This is a genomic window from Halorubrum sp. 48-1-W (assembly GCF_003287355.1).
GTDB lineage: Archaea > Halobacteriota > Halobacteria > Halobacteriales > Haloferacaceae > Halorubrum.
The window spans coordinates 183,549-204,459 of record NZ_QMIM01000003.1 but is presented as its reverse complement, the minus strand read 5'-3'; the positions used below and the strand labels follow the sequence as shown (position 1 = coordinate 204,459).

Annotated in this window: 14 protein-coding genes and 3 pseudogenes; 14 read left to right on the top strand and 3 right to left on the bottom strand. The window is 53.8% G+C overall.

The features are described from left to right. Positions 1–26: 26 nt before the first annotated feature. Both DQW50_RS02745 and DQW50_RS02740 read right to left on the bottom strand, forming a co-directional pair. Positions 27–2,738, bottom strand: coding sequence for a response regulator (locus DQW50_RS02745; RefSeq protein ID WP_112077773.1), 2,712 nt, complete (start codon positions 2,736–2,738; stop codon positions 27–29). 3 nt (positions 2,739–2,741) lie between these two features. Then, positions 2,742–7,214, bottom strand: coding sequence for a PAS domain S-box protein (locus DQW50_RS02740; protein ID WP_112077772.1), 4,473 nt, complete (start codon positions 7,212–7,214; stop codon positions 2,742–2,744). A 430-nt stretch (positions 7,215–7,644) separates the two neighbouring features. Here DQW50_RS02740 and DQW50_RS18810 point away from each other — a divergent pair, with 430 nt between their 5' ends. From DQW50_RS18810 to DQW50_RS17570, 4 genes and pseudogenes are all read left to right on the top strand, one after another. Beyond that, positions 7,645–8,046: a hypothetical protein gene (locus DQW50_RS18810; RefSeq protein WP_112077786.1), complete on the top strand. Its 402-nt coding sequence runs from the start codon at positions 7,645–7,647 to the stop codon at positions 8,044–8,046. Positions 8,047–8,061: 15 nt separating this feature from the next. Further along, positions 8,062–8,319, top strand: a pseudogene (locus tag DQW50_RS18805) (transposase); the annotation flags it as partial. Between the two features lie 197 nt (positions 8,320–8,516). Further along, positions 8,517–8,912 (top strand): hypothetical protein, encoded by a 396-nt coding sequence (locus DQW50_RS02725; protein ID WP_112077771.1) that lies wholly within the window; start codon positions 8,517–8,519, stop codon positions 8,910–8,912. Between the two features lie 213 nt (positions 8,913–9,125). Further along, positions 9,126–9,434, top strand: coding sequence for a hypothetical protein (locus tag DQW50_RS17570; protein WP_127341305.1), 309 nt, complete (start codon positions 9,126–9,128; stop codon positions 9,432–9,434). Between the two features lie 530 nt (positions 9,435–9,964). Here DQW50_RS17570 and DQW50_RS02720 read toward each other — a convergent pair. After that, positions 9,965–10,927, bottom strand: a complete 963-nt coding sequence (locus DQW50_RS02720) for a transcription initiation factor IIB family protein (protein ID WP_112077770.1) — start codon at positions 10,925–10,927, stop codon at positions 9,965–9,967. A 138-nt stretch (positions 10,928–11,065) separates the two neighbouring features. Here DQW50_RS02720 and sufB point away from each other — a divergent pair, with 138 nt between their 5' ends. The 10 genes and pseudogenes from sufB to DQW50_RS02675 all read left to right on the top strand — a co-directional run bounded on the left by sufB (position 11,066) and on the right by DQW50_RS02675 (position 20,866). Further along, positions 11,066–12,496 (top strand): Fe-S cluster assembly protein SufB, encoded by a 1,431-nt coding sequence (sufB, locus tag DQW50_RS02715; protein ID WP_112077769.1) that lies wholly within the window; start codon positions 11,066–11,068, stop codon positions 12,494–12,496. Between the two features lie 40 nt (positions 12,497–12,536). Beyond that, positions 12,537–12,866, top strand: a complete 330-nt coding sequence (locus DQW50_RS02710; RefSeq protein ID WP_112077768.1) for a ferredoxin family protein — start codon at positions 12,537–12,539, stop codon at positions 12,864–12,866. Positions 12,867–12,869: 3 nt separating this feature from the next. After that, positions 12,870–13,277: a hypothetical protein gene (locus DQW50_RS02705; RefSeq protein ID WP_233255200.1), complete on the top strand. Its 408-nt coding sequence runs from the start codon at positions 12,870–12,872 to the stop codon at positions 13,275–13,277. Between the two features lie 90 nt (positions 13,278–13,367). Then, positions 13,368–14,231, top strand: coding sequence for a 2-oxoacid:ferredoxin oxidoreductase subunit beta (locus DQW50_RS02700; protein ID WP_112077784.1), 864 nt, complete (start codon positions 13,368–13,370; stop codon positions 14,229–14,231). Between the two features lie 285 nt (positions 14,232–14,516). After that, positions 14,517–15,974 (top strand): PAS domain-containing sensor histidine kinase, encoded by a 1,458-nt coding sequence (locus DQW50_RS02695; RefSeq protein ID WP_198664580.1) that lies wholly within the window; start codon positions 14,517–14,519, stop codon positions 15,972–15,974. Positions 15,975–16,053: 79 nt separating this feature from the next. Continuing rightward, the gene (locus tag DQW50_RS02690) at positions 16,054–16,563 is read left to right on the top strand and encodes a universal stress protein (RefSeq protein ID WP_112077766.1); all 510 of its coding nucleotides are present in this window, start codon (positions 16,054–16,056) and stop codon (positions 16,561–16,563) included. Positions 16,564–17,218: 655 nt separating this feature from the next. Beyond that, a pseudogene (locus tag DQW50_RS18800) lies at positions 17,219–17,536 on the top strand (response regulator); the annotation flags it as partial. 96 nt (positions 17,537–17,632) lie between these two features. Further along, a pseudogene (locus DQW50_RS18795) lies at positions 17,633–17,978 on the top strand (PAS domain-containing protein); the annotation flags it as partial. After that, positions 17,972–19,483: a PAS domain S-box protein gene (locus tag DQW50_RS02685; protein WP_394338564.1), complete on the top strand. Its 1,512-nt coding sequence runs from the start codon at positions 17,972–17,974 to the stop codon at positions 19,481–19,483. The pseudogene DQW50_RS18795 and the gene DQW50_RS02685, both read left to right, overlap by 7 nt. A gap of 102 nt (positions 19,484–19,585) precedes the next feature. Next, positions 19,586–20,866 (top strand): RNA-guided endonuclease TnpB family protein, encoded by a 1,281-nt coding sequence (locus DQW50_RS02675; protein ID WP_112077765.1) that lies wholly within the window; start codon positions 19,586–19,588, stop codon positions 20,864–20,866. The last annotated feature ends 45 nt before the right edge of the window (positions 20,867–20,911 follow it).

Genomic DNA, 20,911 nt, shown 5'->3' with positions numbered 1-20,911 from the left:
CGACAGAACAGGTGACTCAAGTCAGGTTAGCTGACGATGCTTTGTGAGGTACTGAGAGTCGTCAGCAGATTAGACTCAGCAGCTCGAAGATGCTGGTTGAACGTTGACTGTGCGATATCGAGAGTCTTGGCAATCGACGTCGAATCTGCATCCCGCGGCCAATTAAAATATCCTGCGTAGAGCGCCGTCTGCAAGACTTCTTCTTGCCGGGCGGTAAGAGCTCCATCAAGACGTGCTGAGAGAGAGGTATTAGTTTCTCCCCGCTCACTATCCAGTTTGGATAACAGGGTGAGATCGCTGTAGTCTTCCCGGAGTGAACTCAGATATTCCCCGACGTCGACGGTGAATGGCACGGTTACTGAAACCACGATCTCGTTGGACTCGGAAGCGTTTGTGATTTGATTTATCGCAACTCCTTGGTCGGTCAGTTTCTCGCAAAAGCTGCTGTTCCGCACCGGGACTTTACAGTAGATACCATTTCGAGAGTCGCTCAAAATGACCGTCTCTGGATCGAAACCAGCAGCTTCGAACGCCTCGGGGGTCACGTTTTCACCGGTCACTCGCGCGAACAGGAGGTGATCTGGACTCTCAGTCACTACATTCAACACTTCGAGATCCGTCTCCATATCCGAAACAAGAGTTGCAAGGCCAGTATCGTCCTCGAACTGAATTTCGAGAATTGTGCCCCCACCAGATAGAAGCGCCGCCTTTTGCCGGAGTGCTGATATCCCGTGACCTATTATTTGACCGAGCTCTGTGAGGGCTGTCACCTCTTCTTCAGCGAAGGCGTTTGGTAGTTTGGAGTGGACTTCTAATACGCCAAGGATCGAAGCCTCGCTCTGTAGTGGTACAGCCACAATCGAGTTGGTGCCATTTTTCAGTGCGTCTTGTTCCCACTCCGTTTCGGAGCGAGCGGTCATTAAGTCGCTCTCCACGACCGAACCTTCAATCCTGTATGCCCGTTCAGCAGGTGGCAATGTAGAGTTACTCCGCTGGGTATTGTCATCTGCTGGAGTGTCGTTCGCCCCCACTTTTTGATATTGGAGCGAATCCGTTTTGGCTCTGACCTCGATCGTATTCGTATTAATATCTTTTTTACCGATCCACGCCCCGCTAATCAGATCCAGATGAGCTAAAGCATTACAGACCTCTTGCTCCAGTTCTTCTCGTGTATTTGCACTGATAACCGTGGCACTTATCGACCGTATCAGTGTATTGATTCGATCCAGTCGTGTCAGCCGTTCGTTTTGCTCGTTTAACCGCTGGTCGCGTTGCCGAAGGGCCGCCTCTTGTGCTGTTCGTTCGAATGCGCTTGCTGCGTTCGCTGCTAACGTCTTTGCCAATTTGTTCTTTCTTGAGGAGATCTCTGGCGTCGTGGTCATCCCCACCAACAGAACCCCCTCTGATTCTAGTGAGTAGAGTCGCCACGACGAGAACTCCTCTGCCAACCACTGGCTCGACCGAGTATCTACTACGTCTTCGTCGTCGGGAGCCAACTGTTCCGTTCGAGTCACATAGGTCGTCCAGACTGGTGTGTCTCCTTCAGAGATAGTGGGAAGATCGATTTCAGTAACATCTTCCGTGGATGCGTGTGCTAGTGGGACCAAGCGTCCCGTGTTCTCTTCTCGTGTATATATCGCGGCAAACTCGAATCCGAGTTCCCCGACTGCGGCAGTTGTCACGGTCTCGCCGATGCTACGTTCCGAGTCCGCTGTCATTAGATCGCGGGAAACCGCATGCAGATCCTCAAGCTGTTGTTCATACGCGTACCTCTCTGTAATATTGTGGTAGTGTTCAATCCGCCCGCCTGCATAAAGACCAGTTTGAATCGGCCCGCTCCAGTACTCCAACCACTGCTGCTCTTTCGAAGCCGTCTCAGGGATACGGACGATGGCTTCGACTTCGGAATTCATGTTCTCTAGAGAATGAGTTACGAGGTCAGACAGTGTTTGCTCACCTGAGGGATATTCCTGGTACGATTCAGAAGCAATTCGACTGTAGTCAGACCCTTGGATATCGTCTCTATCAACTCCGAGTAATTCTTCGGTAGTTTCGTTTGCCCACACCACTTGTCCATCACGGTCAATTACAATGACCCCTTCCTGTGATGTGTCTAATACGTCTTCAGTGAGGGACTGGTACTGCTGTTGTTCCCTGCGCTCTGCTGCTGTTCGTTGCAGGCGCTCGATAGCCACTCGAAAATCCCTATCTGGCAGGTTCTGGAGGTACCGTTCGACTTTATCCTCGAGTTCTGTGATTTGGTCTGTGAGTGCCTGGTATTTCGGGCTCGTTTCGAGGGTATCTGCCTCCATGACGGCTTCCAAGGTCGATTGGCGTTCTATCAGCGAGAACAGCTCTTGCAGATCCTCGTTGTACTCGGCACGAGTGAGCATCTGGGAGATAACGTCTTCGAGATCGTCAGCTTCAACGGGCTTTTCGAGATACGCATCGAATCCCATTTTGACGATATCGAAGTCCGGTGTCACCGCAGAGACGATAACCACCTGGCAGTTCGACTCATATTGTCTGAGTCGCGTGAGAACCTCTCCGCCGGATAACCCGGGCATCATCCGATCCAGAAGGACGATATCGACAGTCGCATCAAACGCTTCTAAGGCTTCTTCGCCAGAGTACGCGGTTTCGACAACATAGCGGTCTGCGAGCCACTCTGCATACAGCTCAGCCAAATTTTGGTCATCCTCGACGACCAGGATTTTTGTGTTTCCGTTTTGAGTCATAGTTTACGATACGATACCCGGTTTTTGTGAGTCCTCTCGAGCCGGTTGGGCGGGGACTTCCAGTCTGATCTCACTCCCATCGTCCGAGGTTTCAACTGAAATCGATCCCCCGGCACGAGTCACCAGTGATCGCACCATCCACAATCCGAGTCCCTGCCCGTGACTTAGCGGTGTTTCTTCGCCAGTTTCGAGGAGATTTTTCTCCATTTCCGGGAGTCCAGGCCCAGTATCGGAAACACAAACCTCTACCCACCGTTCATCGGCTTGCGAGACACTGATCTGTACGGATGGATGCTCAGTATCGTTCGCTGTGATGGCGTTCTCAACGAGCTCAGAAATCGCCTTGTCAAGTTCCCTCGGTATTTGTGATTCTAGATCGTGGTCGGCTGTGATAGTGATATTCGCATTAGCATATTCGTCTTCTTTTTTCGCTTGAATATCCTCAGCTATTTGCTGAGCACTCTGGTAGGAAGCGAGAGCGCTCTCGCTCGTGAGTATATTCTGGAGCTCTTGGGTCTTGTTTGCCATTCTTTCCCACTTGTCGAGAATGTCTCGGATCGTCGCAGCGCGCTGTTCACGAGTGTCTGTCTCTGTGTCCGACTCAAGCAGATCGACATACCCTCTCAGTTTCGTCAGATCATTTCGGATATTGTGCCGCATAATCCGGTGTAAGACCTGGACGTGTTGCCGACGCTGCTCCTGAGCTGTGATATCTCGTGCCTCGAATACCAGGAAGCTAAGCTCCCCGTGCTGGCTTGAGATCGGCTTGACCGAGAAGTCGAAGCTGGCGAGTCCATCAACGCCTTCTGCTTCCACGTTGAACCGAACCAATGAACCCGAAGATGCTTGAGTAACTGCCTGCCTGATTTGAGTTTGTACTTCAGACGAATGCGCGAACAGAGGGCACTCCCAGAGTGGTGTGCCTCTGCTCTCCTCCACACGTATGCCGCCGAACTCCGTGAGGGGGGCGTTTAGCTCGAGGATTTCACCACTCTGGGTCATCAGCCCCGTCAATTGGAATGTTTGATTGAATACAGATTCGAATTTTTTCGTTTGTTCTTTTATATTACTGATGTCACGTATATATAACAGAAACCCTCCAATTGCTTCATCGTCAAAGAGATTCCGTCCACGTGCCTCTACGGTAATCCACTCGTTATCCGCATCCATTACTTGGAACTCTAGCTGAACGCTTGAATCGGAATCCTCCACGGCGGCGAAAAACGCTTCCATTACACGTTCCCGATCCTCTGGATGGATATAATCAAAGACACTCTCTTGATTCAGCTGAGTTGGATCATATCCAAGAACCCGTTCAGCAGAGCCACTAAGATAGGTGAAACACCCGTCGCAATCTAAGATAGACACGACGTCGACTGATTCCTCAACGAACCGCTCTGTTCTACGCCGCTGTTGACGCTGGTTAGTAAGGTCTCTGATGACCATCCCGTATCCCAGGAACACTCCATCTTCAGTTTGAAGGGGGACGTATGAGACTTCTGTAGGAAACGACGATCCATCCTGACGGACTCGCTGTCCTTCGTGAGTACTTTCTCCTGCGAGTGATGCCTGTTTTAATAACCGATCAGCAATCCCACGCTTTTGATCCTGTTCAGGGTGTAACTCTGCTACTGGCATACCAATTACAGTTTCTTCGTCATATCCAAAAATGTCGGTTGCTCCATCATTCCAGCTGTCGATATGTCCATCGTCATCGAGAAGGACAAAGGCGTATTCTTCGAGACTTTCCGAGAGGATCTCAAATCGCTTCCGCTCCTGTTGAATCTGCCGAATCCGTCGCTTTTCCTCCGTGATATCCGTTGCAATCGCGACAAGTCTCTCACCAGTTTCGTCATCGGGTATCAGAACAGCATCTGTGCGTATCCATCGCGTTTGTTCGTTGGCGTCAATAACTCTGAAATCCGCAGACAAGTCGTTGATCTCGCCGACTTGTTCTAATGAATCACGAACTCGGTCTCGATCTTCTGGCGCAACGATCTGTACAAACTCTTCATAGTTGTCCGGATCATGGCCAAGTAAATCGACAAGCGTGTCGTCGAATGATATCTGATCCGTCTCAAGACTCCACTCTACAATACCAGTGCCCGTTCCAGAAAGAACCAATTCGAGTTTCCGGTTCTGTTCTGCCAGGCTCCGAGTCCGTTGCCTCCGACCTGTTACGTCCTGCTGTATGCCAATAAACTTCGAAAGCGTCCCATCTGCATCAGTGACTGGCGTGACAGACAATCGATTCCAGTATTCACTCCCGTCTTTTCGGTAGTTTTTCAGTTCTACTGTTACCGGTTCACCGGCCGCAATCGCCTCTCGAAGCTTCGATAGTTCCGCTGGGTCTGTCTCGGGTCCCTGGAGGAAACGTGGATTACGACCTAAGGCGTCGTCCTCCTGGTAGCCAGTAATGTCGGTGAATCCTTTATTTACGTACTCGATCGGGTTGTCATCTCGCTGTGGGTCGGTGATCATGACCCCAACATTCGAGGAGTCAATCGCTTGCTCCTTGAGTTCGAGTTCGCGCTTCCGTTCTCGTTGTGTAGTCTGATCGCGCACAGTACAAACGAGGGGGCCCTCATCGATGATGGTCAGAGAGAGATCAGCCGGGAATGTGGTCCCGTCCGGTCGGGATCCGGTTACCTTACCCCGCCAGTGGCCCTCCGACTCAAGAACAGGGAAGGCTTCCGACTCAAGACGCTCTACCTCATCTTCGTCATAGAGCCTCCGCCAGGAGTTCCCGATGAGTTGGTCAGTATCATCGAATCCATACATATCCACGTGTGTCTCGTCGATGTAGGTGTATTCTCCATCCTCGAGAATAGCGAAGCCGTCTTTCGCATCCTCGACAGCCTGCTGGAACGTTTCTAATTCGCGACGGCGCTGCTCACGGGGCGTAATATCACGACTGGAAATAACGAGCGATTCGACTCCTGATTCCACTATAACGGGACGGATGGTCCCGGTAAAGAACCGAATCTCTCCATCCGGTGTTGGGTATTCGGATTGGAAATTGACGTACTCACCTGACGCCGCTCGATCGATCCAGTCTTTTAGATCGTCCTGCAGAGTCTGAGAGTGTGACCACCACTCCCCCTCCCAAATCGGTTCCCCCAACATCTCATCTTTAGCGTGCGAAACGTACTCCAGGGCTGTTTCATTCACATCGATCACTTCACCAGTGGTTTTCAGTAATCCGACCAGCATCTCAGGATCTTCGAACACCGACTCGAAACGCCGCTCATTCTCCCGAAGTTCCGCTTGACGCCGATATTTTTCAGACACGTCACGGACAACACAGACGATTCGATCGTCTTCCAAGTGTGTCAGCGATAGTTCGGTCGGAAATTCTCCCTTGCCTTCTGGAGATGCAGTTACAGTACCTCTCCACTCTCCATCGGACCAGAGGGCTGAAAGCGCCTCATCCTCTATGCGCTCGACCTCGACGGGATCGGTGTACAACTCATGCCAGGTCTGCCCGAGTAACTCGTTTTTGTCCTCGAACCCGTATATGTCGGCATGCGTTTGATCAACGTACGTGTACTCCTCGTTCTCCAAAATAGCAATCCCATCACTCGCGTTCTCGATAGCTGATTGAAATGACTCCAGACGACGTCGGCGTTCCCGCTGTTCCGTCACATCTCTCGCAACGGTATGCATATAGGCCGTCCCATCGCGCTCGATCCGACGGTTCGAGAACTCCACATCAATTTTACTGTCGTCGCTCCGAAGCAATTTTGCGTCAGTGGTTGCTGGTTCGCCAGCTAAAATTTGGGCGTGGTAGTCCCGATAGGCATGTAAGTCGACCTCTTCGTGAAGATCGGGAATACGCATCGAGAGGAGTTCCTCTCGCTCATAGCCAGTTAACTCGCAAGCAGCCTGATTTACTTGGACGAAATTCGCATCTGAATCACTAATAAAAATGGCATCGTTGGAGCCTTCAAACAACGTGTGTGTCCAATCACGTTCAGCCTGTAGCTCCTCGTGTCGTCGGATTCGTGAGATTGTAGCTTCAAGATTCGAAGCAACGAGTTTTGCCAGTTCTGAGTCTTTTTCGGTAAACGCATCCACTTCAGTGGCTCCGACACTCAAGACGCCGAAATCTGAAATTGGCACAAGAATTTCGCTCCGAATCGGGGTGTCTGAATTATACGTGTCATCGGCCTCGTGGACATCGTCGAACGCTTCCGGACGATTCTGTCTGTACACACGCCCGGCGAGAGAATCGAGTGGAAGGATAGGTGCATCGCCGATCACCTCTTGTGCCTCAGTTGATTCGGCGATTGGGCGGAGTTCGTTTCCCTCTTCATCGTACTCCCAGATCGCCGAAAGAGGCGCATCAAAATTGAGATCCAACATTCGGACAGCAACGACAGAGACGTCCTCGATAGAACCAGCTTGATTCAGTTCCGAAGACAACTCGAGAAGTCCTGCGGGGGTATGTTCCGTGTACGCGTCTCCATCGCTCATACATCCGATTTTGTTGTTCCGCTGTATTATGTTTTCGCTTAGAGAACCATTTCATATCGGCCCCAATAGAATTGGTTCGATAAATATAGGGTACAGCTATTCAGCCTTGAGAATCAATCGTGGTAACAAGATGTCGACGGAAGCAGTTGCGGTACTCGGGCGGAAATACAGCGTAGATATACTGCGGGCGGCAAGGGAACCGCGATCAGTCAGCTGGCTGAGTCAAGAGCTAGATATCCCGATTGCCACCTGTTATAGACGTGTGAAGGAACTTTCTGAGAATATGTATTTAGAAGAGGTCACTGCGGACGAGAGCAGGGATAGAACACAGTACTGTCGAACGGCGGATAGTATTGAACTCAACCTTGCATCTGACGTATTACTTAGCGGCTCTCGATCTTGGGAAACTCGAGAAGTACCAAGGGATACAATACCGTTAGATTCCGTTACGCTTGATGAGTTCTCCCAAACGATTGATACTGTCGAAGACTACTTCGGGAGTTTGATCGACGATGTTGCTGTTCATGCATCCATTTCACGCCGGCAGCTTGTGGCGGTGCTGGCACGCGCCCAGCTCTCGGGTCGCCAACTCGACACCGCGGGACTGACCGATAACGGCGACATCGTCCACCAGTCGAACGATGAGACACTCTTTTGGCTTGACGGTGGTTTCTGGACGGATCTGGGCGGGCTCCACTACTTGAGCCCAGACGAGGGACGAGCAGCCAGAGAAGTTCATCGCCGACTCATCGAAGCGGTCGCCGGAGACGTCGCCGACTACAATCGCGAGCGCGATCCGTTTATTCTCATTAACGAACCTTCTGGGCGCTAATATCGTTTCTGCCTGGTCACAAACCTCGAAGTCACTCGTAACTTCGCTCAGCCGCTGGCAGAAGCCTACCGGCGTCGGTGGGGAATAGAAACGTCCTACCGAAAAGTAACCGAGTTTCTCCCGAAAACGTCGTCACCGACGTTCTCTGTTCGATTGTTCTACTTCCTGCTTGCCGTAGCACTCTACAATCTGTGGATGTTGACGAACCTGCTACTTGCATCGGGTCGGGTGGTCGGGAGCACTGCTGTCCTCCCGCCCGCCCTGTTCCGGTAATTTCTCGATCTAATATAGTCACGGATGTCCGGTCCCACAGGTGATCGAAACGCATAATTCCGAAGCAAAGAGATTGAGAGCTGTCCGACTACACGAGAAACGCCAGTTCCATCTACAAGGATACGAGAAACGTACCTCGCAAGAAATCACAGGCTAACCAACCGAGACAAGCACCACCCATGACGGCTCTTCCAACGATGACCATCGAGCACGACGGTGAAGAGTTCTCAATCAGTTACGAACCATGGTTCACGTGCGGCGACTGCAACGAAAGCTGGGAAACACGCCACAGTGGTGACTCCGACCAGTTCACCCAGCAGGATCGTACCTGCCCACACTGCGGAACAACAAGCGGGCACACCTACACCAAGCGCATCCACTACTACACCAAATACGACACCATCCCGTTGAACGACCCGCCACTCGACATTCAGACCCACGCAGATGCCGTCCGTCACTTTGCAGACAAACTTGACGCGCTTGAAGCAAACGGCTGGGAACTGACACAATCGGATGGCGTGCACATCTACATCGAGAAGACCATCACCGAATCCACCGACTCTCCGCACAAAGTAGACCACGAACTCCAGTGACTCGTCGTGCAGCCGGAGTCTTTTCCGGTCGCACCACGGCTACGTGCCAAGCATCGGGCCCAGGGAGTGTACAAACTTGTGGAAGCCTCCACACGGGTCGGCGAATTGGTCGCTCCTTATGCGAGCTATAGCAAACCGAAATAGAGATAATTAAGTACGCTCAAACAGACTGCTCACAGCCAAGAAGACAGAATAAGGAGGGCTGTCTTCAGGATGACGGAATACGGTAACTCGGAGCAAGAACGCCAGCAACGGGATTTCGAGACTGTTGTGGAAGCCGTGCTCAGAGATGCGGTCGAACTGTTCGAGAGCCAGAAGCACACCAATTTAACAACACTTCATAGAGCTAAGGACAAGTTTGTCACATATGCGATTGATATGTATGCGGTGCAGTCAGTAAGTTGTGAAATTGTAGACGAACCGGCGAATCCACGACTAATCATCGAAAAGAGGGCTGTCAACATGTTCAAACAGCGGTATAACAATCACAATAATAACGGGACTGATATTCCCCTCTCCTAAACTTCCGAAGCGACGGGAGTTGGCACACCGTCAGTCGCGCCTTCTCGTATTCAACGTCAATTCGTCTCAGAAAAAGTCGGAGTTTCGGCCTATATGTGGCGACTTGGTGTCCGCGAGCTGTGATTTGAAAAGTAAAATTGAATAGAATCAGTCCCGTTAATCGCAGGGTGCCCACCGATGGGGTGTTTGAGCTTCCGCCCTGTTGGTGGGTGGTTAACCGAGGAAGTGTCCTCGCTCCACATGGTGATGAAACGCTCCTGCCCGAACCCCACAAATTCGGACCATCGCGCTCAACAACTGGTGTTGGAAGGGGCGGGGACAGCCTTCCTCTTCGGGCAGCATATTTCGACAATCGAAGTGTGAAAACCCGTGGTGTGCTACCCTTGTCTCATACGTATTGGTAGTGGGTATTTCCACAGGGTAGCCACTACTTCGTGGTAGCAACTTAGTGGTGAACCGCCTCGGGGTCAAGCTCCGAGGCACTCGGCCTGCTCCGCCTGTAGACATAGCACTGGACATCTCCAGAACTTTCAACCATTTTGACGCTCTTCGTAGGCGTTGAGAACCTCACGATACCGGTTTCGAATAGTGACGTTACTGACGTCAGCAACCTCGGACACGTCGTCTTGAGTGATATTTTCACCACAGAGCTTCCCCGCCGCATAGACGGCACTCGCAGCAATACCAACCGGGTGTTTCCCGCTGTGGACGCCGTTAGCTGTGGCCGCTTCGACCAGTTGGCGGGCTTGTCGCGTCGTGTCATCGCTACAGTCCAGTTCGGAGACGATACGCCCGACGTATTCTATTGGATCCGTCGGCGGAATCTGCACGTCGAGTTCCCGAACGACGTATCTGTAGGTGCGTTTGATCTCCAGCGAGTCGACACGGCTGACGACAGCGATTTCGTCGACCGTCCGCGCAACGCCATCGAGCCGTGTCGCGGCATACAGAGCCGCGGTTGCAACCCCCTCGATCGAGCGCCCTGGCAAGAGACCTTCCTCTAACGCGCGCCGATACATCACGCTTGCAGTCTCGCGTGTCGGCTTGTGTACCCCCAACGCAGAGGCCATCCGCTCGATCTCGCCGAGTGCCTGCTTGAGGTTGCGCTCTTTCGAATCCCGTGTACGGAAGCGTTCGTTCCACGTCCGTAGTCGCTGGAGTCGCTGGCGCTTTCGTGGCGACACTGGATTTCCGTATGTGTCTTTGTTCTGCCAGCCAATATTGGTCGAAAGCCCTTTGTCGTGCATCAATTGTGTCGTCGGCGCGCCAACGCGTGATTTCGCTGCCTTTTCAGCCGAATCGAAGGCTCGCCACTCCGGACCGCGGTCGATACGTTGCTCATCAAGGACCAATCCGCAGGCAGTACACACCTTCTCGGACGTATCACTCTCTGCGAGTACGTCCTCGCCACACTCGGGACATCGCTGCTCCTGTGCTTGCTCTGTTTTTGACTCTGCGGGTGGGGCAGTCGTCTCGCGAGTCTGGTTGGTCATATCTCCCCTTTCATCTCATCAACAGTAAACTTTTGTGACTACCAATAGTTCCTATAAACTGTGAAAGAAACCTATTTTAGTTACAAATTGTAGTTTGAGTACCCTAGCTTTATTCTCTCATACTACAAACCTCGATTGATGAGTTCCGATCAAGAGCACCTCCGCGAGACCGACACTGAAGACCGATTCGATTTCAAAAAAGAGGAAGCAGCTGCGTTCAAGGCTGACCAAGGGCTGACAGAGGAGACGATACGGCTCATTTCTGAGGATAAAGACGAGCCTGAGTGGATGTTGAAGCGACGACTACGTGCGTTGAACCTCTGGCAAGAGATGCCGATGCCGACTGATTGGCCGGGACAGCCGGACCTCTCGGAGGTCGACGTCAACGAGATCGTGCCGTACATCCGCCCCGACGTCGACGTCCGCGCCGGCGTCGACGACTGGGAAGAGTTGCCCGAGGACATCAAGGATACATTCGACAAGCTCGGTATCCCGGAAGCCGAAAAGAATGCGCTCTCCGGCGTGGGTGCCCAGTACGAGTCCGAGGTCGTCTATCAGAATATGCAGGAGCGCTGGGAAGAGAAAGGCGTCATCTTCTGTAATATGGATGAGGCTGTTCAGGAACACGAAGACCTCGTCCGCGAATACTTTATGACGAAGTGCGTGCCGCCGAGCGACAACAAGTTCGCGGCGCTGCACGGCGCCATCTGGTCCGGCGGCTCGTTCGTCTACGTTCCCGAAGACGTCACCGTCGAGATGCCCGTCCAGGCATATTTCAGGATGAACTCCGAGGGGATGGGGCAGTTCGAACACACGCTCATCATTGCGGAGCCAAACTCTGAGGTTCACTATATCGAGGGTTGCTCGGCCCCGAAGTACTCGGCGTTCAACCTGCACTCGGGTGGCGTTGAGGTGATCGTGAAGGAGAATGCCCACGTCCAGTACTCGACGGTGCAAAACTGGTCGAAGAACACCTACAACCTCAACACAAAGCGTGCGATCGCCGAGAAAGATGCGACTATGGAGTGGATTTCGGGGTCGATGGGCTCGAAGGCGACGATGCTGTATCCATCGACGATCCTGAAGGGGCCGGGCGCGACTGACAACCACATCACCATCGCGTTCGCCGGTGAGGGCCAGAACATCGACACCGGCGCGAAGGTGTACCACAACGCGCCGGACACGAAATCGACGATCGAGTCGAAGTCCATCTCGAAGGACGGCGGCCGTACGAACTACCGCGGGCTGGTCCACATCGCCGACGGCGCGCAGAACTCCTCGACCTCCGTCGAGTGTGACGCGCTGATGTTCGATAACGAGTCCACCTCCGACACAATGCCGTACATGGAGATCAACGAGTCGACGGTGAATGTCGCCCACGAGGCCACGGTCGGGAAGATCGGCGACGAAGACGTCTTCTACCTCCAGTCGCGCGGTCTGGACGACGACGACGCCAAGCAGATGATCGTCTCGGGCTTCATCGAGCCTATCACCGAAGAGTTGCCCATCGAGTACGCCGTCGAGCTCAACCGGCTCGTCGAACTGGAGATGGAGGGCTCGCTCGGATAGTAGTTCGTCCGGACTACGCCACTTTTATCGAGGATATCTCATGGCTATCGATCCAAACTTCGAAGAGAACCGCGATGTCGCCGAGCACCACGAGGGGCACCGAGTCTGGGGGCCGGTCGACGAACCGGAGAAACTCGGAATCCACGGCACACACGTGGCTGTCGACTTCGACATCTGCATCGCCGACGGTGCTTGCCTCGAGGACTGTCCCGTCGACGTATTCGAATGGACGGATACACCGGGCCATCCCGAGAGCGACATCAAAGCTGATCCGATCAACGAGACACAGTGTATCGACTGCATGCTTTGTGTCGACGTGTGTCCCGTCGACGCCATCGACGTTGATCCCGGGAGAGCGGGGCGCCTGTGAGGGGTGATTGAGGACTCGCTTATGACCCTACCACTCCAGTGCTACCGGTGCGGGACAGAGTATACCTATCTCGGTGAGAGTCCACATCCCGCTCAGTGCCCGGCGTGTGGATCGTCGTGCGTCCCGCCGGCTGGCTGTCTCACCGTCGTCAACAGCGTTCACTGGGAGAGTGCAAACGGGCTCGCGAAAGTCTGGGTCCACAGCGTCGATGAACGTGACCGACCGTTCGAATTCGAAGTCGCTGCACACGGTCGCCGTGGCAAATTAGTTGCGATCAAAGTTGACGGCGTGTCGATTAACCCACAGATTGACAAGACACTGGAAACGCTCCCACCGGCAGTGAGGGCCAAAATCGAAGCACAGGGAATAACAGACATCGAGATTGCGACAATCACGAACTCGAAAGCATGATACCAAGCCAGATTACGCAACGACCGACATCAGCGAGCATCGGCTCGAAGGATGAACTCTGGCGTACGGCCAGAGGGGGACAGTAAGACGATGAGCACCGACATCAGATTCACCGACTTCAAATCCGACAAGCAACCCACATGGTGTCCCGGCTGCGGTGATTTCGGGACAATGAACGGGATGATGAAAGCGCTGGCGAACACCGGGAACGATCCGGACAACACGTTCGTTGTCGCCGGTATCGGCTGTTCCGGGAAGATCGGGACCTACATGCACAGCTACGCGCTCCACGGTGTTCACGGCCGCGCACTCCCAGTGGGTATCGGGGCGAAGCTGGCGAATCCGAACCTCGAAGTGATGGTCGCCGGCGGCGACGGAGATGGCTACTCGATCGGTGCGGGCCACTTCGTCCACGCCGTCCGCCGCAACGTCGACATAACATATATCGTGATGGACAACCGCATCTACGGCCTCACGAAGGGACAAGCCTCGCCAACCTCGCGTGATGACTTCGAAACCTCGACGACGCCCAAGGGGCCGAAACAGCCGCCGGTCAACCCACTCGCGCTCGCGCTAGCTGCCGGCGGGACGTTCATTGCGCAGTCGTTCAGTTCAGATAGCCAGCGGCACACCGAGATCGTTCAGAAAGCCGTCGAACACGACGGGTTCGGCTTCGTCAACGTCTACAGCCCCTGTGTGACGTTCAACGACGTCGATACCTACGACTACTTCCGAGACACGATTGTCGATCTCGCCGAGACTGACCACGATTCGACGGACTACGACGACGCCACGGACGCCATTATGGATGGAGACAAAGAGTACCAGGGTGTACTTTATCAAGACGAGCACTCGGTTACCTACGAAGAGCGTGAAGGGCTCTCAGACAATATGACAGTCATACCTGACGGAGCGCCGGACAATGCAACGGATCTCGTTCGGGAGTTCTACTGATACCTATGCCTGATTGCGCTACCTGTGGCGGGCATATTTCCGCTCAGTTCGTACGAGTGTTCGGTGACAAGGACGGTGTCGTTCTTGCGTGCCCGTCCTGCTCGCCCAATGCTGGTATTGGAAAAGAAATACGACAGCGAACGGACCATATATAGGGATTCTCTCTATCAAGCCCTATTGGCTCGTATTGCACGCCTGTGGACAGGCCGAACCATACAATTATTAGAATGTACCTTCGTTTATTGCGTATACCACGACTACGATTACCACTCATCAAGATCGTATATGAGCAGTAATGACAAACCCAATCAATCGAGGTATCGTGCTCTGTTTGAGAACAGTCGTGATGCGCTGTTGTTGTTCGACCGTGACGGGTATTTTGACTGCAATACACGCGCAGTCGAACTCTTCGGCCTCACTTCAAAGGAAGAGGCCCTCACGTATGCACCGTGGGACCTTGCACCGAAAACCCAACCTGATGGCGCCAACTCGAAAGAGGTCGCACAGACACACATCGAGACGGCATTTCAGCAGGGCGGCGCATTCTTCGAATACACCCATCAGACCGTAGGCGGGACAACATTTCCAGCGGAGGTGAAGTTGACCCGGTTTGAAGACGACGGCCGGCCAGTCCTGCACTCCCTCGTCAGAGACATCACCGAGCGGAAAGAACGAGAACGCGAACTCACAGAAAGCGAGGCCAAATACCGGAACCTCTTCGAGAGCACCCAGGACGCTCTTATGTTACTGGACAGGCAGGGATTCTTTGATTGCAATGAACAGACCTTGGACCTATTCCGCATTGAGTCCATAGATACGTTTGCTGAATATACCCCGTGGGACCTAGCACCGCCAACGCAACCGGACGGGAGAGACTCGGAGGAAGCAGCCAAAGAGCACATCGAGACCGCTTTCGAGACAGGAACCGCCTTGTTCGAGTGGGTACATCGACGCCCCGACGGGACTGAGTTCCCCGCAGAAGTCAAGCTCAGCCTATTTGATCATCGTGGCGAACCACGTTTGCACGCATTAGTCCGGAACATCTCTGACCGGAAAGCGTACGAGCGACAGATACGGGAACAACGAGATAATCTCGAAATCCTGAATCAGGTGCTTCGCCACGACATCCGCAACGACATACAGTTGATAATGGCATATGCAGAGTTGGCTGCCGACCAATCGGGGTCCGACTCTATTCGAGAACACCTAGATATTGTCTTAGAAAACGCAGAACACGCTGTCGAGATTACGATGACTGCTCGACAAATGGCGAAAGTGATGCTCTCAGATACTGAAAATATCGCTCCGACTCCTCTTGGCCCTTCGCTTTCCAGCGCAGTCGAAGAAGTACAGAATACCTACCCGGACGCCGTGGTCACGCCTACTGCTGCCGCGCCGGAGACACCGGTTCAGGCAAACGATATGCTTGAGGCGGTCTTCCGCAATCTTCTGAAGAACGCGATCCAGCACAATGACAAGGAGGTCCCGGAAGTGGATATCTCGGCACGTGAACGGACAGACTCTGTCCTGGTTCAGATTGCGGATAACGGACCGGGAATCCCGGATACAGAGAAGGAGACCATCTTTGGGAAGGGGGAAACGGGCCTCGACAGCTCCGGCACCGGGCTCGGCTTGTATCTGGTCAAGACGCTCGTAGAATCTTACGGCGGGGTAATTGAGATAGATGACAACGAGCCTGCCGGGGCGGTTTTCAGCGTCACAGTTCCGAAAGCGGACCAATAGATGGAAATATACACCTTTTATCCTAACTTGCTGTACAAGACCCTGAAAAGTTATCTATAACGTAGGAGAAAGTCAAGATATGACACTAGTCGTTCCGTTCGATGGATCTCTCCTCGCTGAAGCAGCACTTGTCCGCGCAACTGAGTTCGGGAACGTATTTGATGAAGACGTGCTGGCTGTCAGTATAATTAAAAATGGAAACACCGATTATGCCAGAGAACACGGCTGGATTGGACAGGACGAAGAGTTTGATCTGGACTCGATTGTATCAGAATTGCATATACAAGTAACAGACCTATGTCCAAGTGCCGATTTCCGACATAAAGTTGTAGGCCGCTATGCACCATCTGGTTCTGTAGCGAAACGTCTGCGAAAAGTGGCACGAGAAGAGGACGCCTCAATGGTCTTCCTCGGTAGTGAGAATGCCGGTCATATCGTTTCAGCGGTGGGGAGCGTAGGGCCAACTGTTGCTGCAGATGATGCCTACGATGTTGTCATCGTTCGGGATCGCAGCCCTGCGAAAATTGCCAAACTCCAAAATGCCTCGCCGGTCAAAAACCCGAAGTCGGATTTTTATTTTCCTGATTGACATCCTCCTCCGCGTGAACGCGGAGGAATCCCGAGCGGTGGGAGTTTCAGGTTTGCAGTCCAATCACCGGACTACCAGCCCTTTCGGGCGCAGGTAGTCCCACAGCATCGGACTGGTGGACTGCTGGCCATGCCGAGTGGCCGGTACCCCTATCCTTGACCGTGTATGGCGTCCCAGTGTTGTTTTTGCCACGGGACGCCAGCAGGCGTCAGCGAAGTCGGGGTTACCTTTTGATCCGCTTCGAGCAGTCGGCACGTCGGCACACCCTTCAAGAATGCGCGTTCACCGACTGCCTTTTGGGATACTGCCTCATTACGTGGGCGGACAGGCCGCCTCCGAAGGACGGTTCGGAATCCGCTCCGTTCCGACCGATTCCTCCCTCAACTTAAGACGGCCTGTCACTTAAACGTCTCTGTGGGAAACTCAAGGCAGCCGTTTGAACGGTTCTCTGTTGCCCGGAGTGACGGCGCGTATCCACGCCGTTCACGGCGTGGTATTGTGCCTGTTCCGCGTACAAGTACCGAACTTGTCAGTGCTAGATTATTTCAACGAGGCCGCTCTGGCACATAATTGATGAAAGTAGATTGGCCCAGAATCTCACGTGAAAATTAGGTAATAAATACTATACTGCACGCTAGCGTTGGCTGACGTACATATGACTGAGGCGTCTGTGATCTCAGTTCTTCACATTGATGATGATCCCGCCTTCGCGGATCTGACGGCCGAGATGCTCTCAGAACACGAGGCTCAGTTCACCGTCGAGACGGCAATGAATGCCAGTGAGGGACGAGATCGACTTGCCACAGATAGCTTCGACTGTATCGTGAGCGACTACGAGATGCCCGGCCAGAACGGCATTGAGTTCCTCGAAACCATACGCGAGAAGCATCCCGACCTGCCGTTTATATTGTATACCGGCAAAGGGAGCGAAGCGGTTGCGAGCGACGCAATCGCTGCTGGTGTGACGGATTACCTACAAAAAGAACCCGGGACGAGCCAGTATACTGTCCTCGCGAATAAAGTTCGCAACGCTGTCGAGAGATACCGCCAACGGGAGCGTGCCCAGGCGACGCGCGATCGCTTGCGCCAGATCATCGATTTGCTTCCACAGCTCGTCTTCGTCAAAGACGAGGGCGGCGAGTTCCTGCTGGCAAACGAGGCCACTGCCGACGCGTACGGGACCACCGTCAGCGACCTCGAAGGAGCCACAGATGTCGACTTCGCCGACTCCGAGGCGGAAATCGAACAGTTCCGTGCCGATGATCAGGCCGTCATCGAATCCGGCGAGCCCAAGTACATTCCCGAGGAGTCGCTGACGACCGCAGACGGTGAGACACGGCTCTTAGAAACGACGAAGATCCCCTACGACCCGGTTGAGACAGACGGTGACGCTGTGCTCGGTGTCTCGATGGATATCACCGAGCGTAAAGAGCGTGAGACTATGCTCCAGCAGTACCAGTATGCGTATGAATCAGCCCTCAGCGGGATTGCACAAGTAGATCTTGACGGCGAATTAACGGATGTGAACCCTGCATTTCTCGACATGTGGGGGTACGATGATGAAGACGATGTGATCGGACGTTCAGCGATAGATCTGTGGGAGGAGCCTGAGCAGGCACGGTCTGTGCTGGAGACGGTCAAAGAACAGGGACGCTGGGAAGGCGAACTCGAAGCCGTCCGGGCAGATGGGTCAACGTTCTACGCCAGAGGGGTGAACAGCCACCTGACAGACAGCGATAGTACCCCGATCGGAGTGGTGTCATCCTTTTTTGATATTACTGAGCGTAAAGAGCGGGAGCGCGAAATTCAGAAACTCACAGAGCGACTTGACCTTGCTGTCGGGGGTGCCAATCTGGGGATTTGGGACTGGGATATGACTACAGATGAGGTGGAGTTCAACGAACAGTGGGCTGAAATGCTCGGTTACTCTCTCGACGAGATTGAGCCGCGTCTTGAGGCATGGGAAACACGCGTACATCCCGACGACCTCGACGGCGTCAAGGAGGCCCTTGAGAGACACATCGCAGGCGCGGCCGAGTACTACGACACGGAGCATCGAATGCAGACTGCCGACGGCGACTACGTGTGGATCCGAGACATCGGGCAGGTCGTCGAACGAGGCGAAGACGGCGAGCCGGCTCGGGCCGTCGGCATCCACCTCGATATCGACGACCGCAAGACGTACGAACAACAGCTGAAAGATGAGCGGGATATGTTCACGCAAGGGCCCGCAGTCGTCTTCAAGTGGCGAGAAGCGGAGGGATGGCCTGTCGAGCACGTCTCGGAGAACGTCGAGGACGTACTCGGATACACGACCGAACAGTTCCAGTCGGGAGCCGTAGCCTACGCGGACGTCATCCACGACCAGGACCGCGAGCGGGTACTTGAGGAAGTCGCCGAACACAGCGACGGGGAGACCGACCAGTTCAGTCACGAACCGTATCGGATTGTTACCCCTGACGGAACCGTTCGATGGGTACTCGATCACACTAAAAACATCCGGAAGGACGGTGAGATTACCCATCGGTTGGGATACCTCGTCGACATCACCGAGCGCAAAGAACGGGAACAGGAGCTTGGTCGGACAAACACCATCCTCCGAACGATAGTCGAAAACCTGCCGATGGGCGTGCTCGTCGAAGATGCTGAACGCGACATACTCATGGCAAATGACCTGTTGGGAGAGACGTTTGGCAGACCGATCGGCGGTGATGAACTCACTGGGCGTGACTGCGCCGCGACGGCTGAAGAACTCAAGGACCTGTTCGCCGATCCTGAGGGATTTATCAAAGGGGTTACCGAACGGATCGAACGGCGAGAGCCGGTGAAAAACGAGGAACTCCCGCTGGCAGACGGTCGTGTGCTCGAACGCGATTACGGAGAATCGAGGAGAAAGCCTCGCGCTTTAGCGCGGGGATGAATCCGACACTACCCTTCACAGTCCACCGTTCGATGGCACGGCTGGATATTCCACGCTGAGCAAATACACAGCTTCAAGTAAGTTGATATACATAGGTTACGTATGGCGAAACAGGTCGTTACCCGCACCTATACTGCTTCCATACGGAACCAGTATCGGGTGCAAGACAACCTTGATTCGCTCGGGTTCGCAGCCAGTAAGCTCTGGAACGTCGGACGGTGGACGTGTAGTCGGATCTGGGATGAAATCGATCACATCCCGAACCACAACGAACTCACCACGTACCTCAAAACCCACGAACGCTATGATGACCTGCATTCGCAGTCAAGTCAGCGAGTCCTTCAAGAACTCGCTGAGGCGTTCAGCGGCTGGTACGGCAAACGACGTAACGGAGACACGAGAGCGAACCCGCCCGGCTACCGTAAACACGGCGACGAACACCCGCGTTCCACAGTCACGTTCAAGCAGAAAGGCTTCAAACTCGACACCCAGTACAACCGCGTCCGACTCTCAAAAGGATCGAACCTGAAAGAGTACTGGTCGGATTTTGTCCTGTGTAAGTACCAAACTCGCCCCGACGTTGACCTCTCCGCCGTGGAGAACGTCCAACAAGCCAAGATTGTGTGGACGGGCGACGAATGGGAACTACACTTCGTCTGTAAGGTCGAGATCGACGTGGATGACGCCCCCGGTGAGAAGACGGTGGGTGTTGATCTCGGTATTAACAACTTTGCCGCGCTCGCCTATGAAGACGGTCACAGCGAGCTGTACCCGCTGAACTGCTTGAAACAGGACGACTACTACTTCAGCAAGCGAATTGCTCGGTGTGACGACCCGGGCTCCGAGCAGGCCACCCGGCTGAACCAGAAGAAGTCGGCTCGCCGTACCCACTACTTCCACACACTCTCGAAACATATCGTCCAGCGGTGTGTTGACGAGGAAGTTGGAACTATGGTGGTGGGAGATCTCTCCGGCATCCGTGAGGATGAGGAGAAGGCCGGGTCAAAGGACTGGGGCATGCACGGGAATCTTGATCTGCACTCGTGGGCGTTCGACCGTTTCACAGACCTTCTCGAATACAAAGCTGAGATGGAAGGTATCACGGTCGAACAAGTGTCTGAGCGGGATACCTCGAAGTCGTGTTCGTGCTGTGGTCGGAAGCGTGACGCAAACCGTGTTGAACGCGGACTGTATGTCTGCGATGAGTGCGGGACAGTGGCGAACGCGGACGTGAACGGTGCTGAGAACATTCGGCAGAAAGTATCTCCAAGTCCCGCCACGGATGGCGGTGATAGGAGTAACGGCTGGTTGGCACAGCCATCGACGTTCTTGTTTGACAAGGAAACTGGTGCGTTCGCACCTCAAGAACAGGTCACGTCGTAAACCACAATATCCCAACCCAGCGGTGCGGTGCCGTGGGAATCCTCG

Bases quoted from the DNA above. Each gene is read 5' to 3' on its own strand.
- DQW50_RS02745 (WP_112077773.1), bottom strand. From the start codon at position 2,738: ATGACTCAAAACGGAAACACAAAAATCCTGGTCGTCGAGGATGACCAA.
- DQW50_RS02740 (WP_112077772.1), bottom strand. From the start codon at position 7,214: ATGAGCGATGGAGACGCGTACACGGAACATACCCCCGCAGGACTTCTC.
- DQW50_RS02725 (WP_112077771.1), top strand. From the start codon at position 8,517: ATGACCATCGAGCACGACGGTGAAGAGTTCTCAATCAGTTACGAACCA.
- DQW50_RS17570 (WP_127341305.1), top strand. From the start codon at position 9,126: ATGACGGAATACGGTAACTCGGAGCAAGAACGCCAGCAACGGGATTTC.
- DQW50_RS02720 (WP_112077770.1), bottom strand. From the start codon at position 10,927: ATGACCAACCAGACTCGCGAGACGACTGCCCCACCCGCAGAGTCAAAA.
- sufB (WP_112077769.1), top strand. From the start codon at position 11,066: ATGAGTTCCGATCAAGAGCACCTCCGCGAGACCGACACTGAAGACCGA.
- DQW50_RS02710 (WP_112077768.1), top strand. From the start codon at position 12,537: ATGGCTATCGATCCAAACTTCGAAGAGAACCGCGATGTCGCCGAGCAC.
- DQW50_RS02700 (WP_112077784.1), top strand. From the start codon at position 13,368: ATGAGCACCGACATCAGATTCACCGACTTCAAATCCGACAAGCAACCC.
- DQW50_RS02695 (WP_198664580.1), top strand. From the start codon at position 14,517: ATGAGCAGTAATGACAAACCCAATCAATCGAGGTATCGTGCTCTGTTT.
- DQW50_RS02690 (WP_112077766.1), top strand. From the start codon at position 16,054: ATGACACTAGTCGTTCCGTTCGATGGATCTCTCCTCGCTGAAGCAGCA.
- DQW50_RS02685 (WP_394338564.1), top strand. From the start codon at position 17,972: ATGGATATCACCGAGCGTAAAGAGCGTGAGACTATGCTCCAGCAGTAC.
- DQW50_RS02675 (WP_112077765.1), top strand. From the start codon at position 19,586: ATGGCGAAACAGGTCGTTACCCGCACCTATACTGCTTCCATACGGAAC.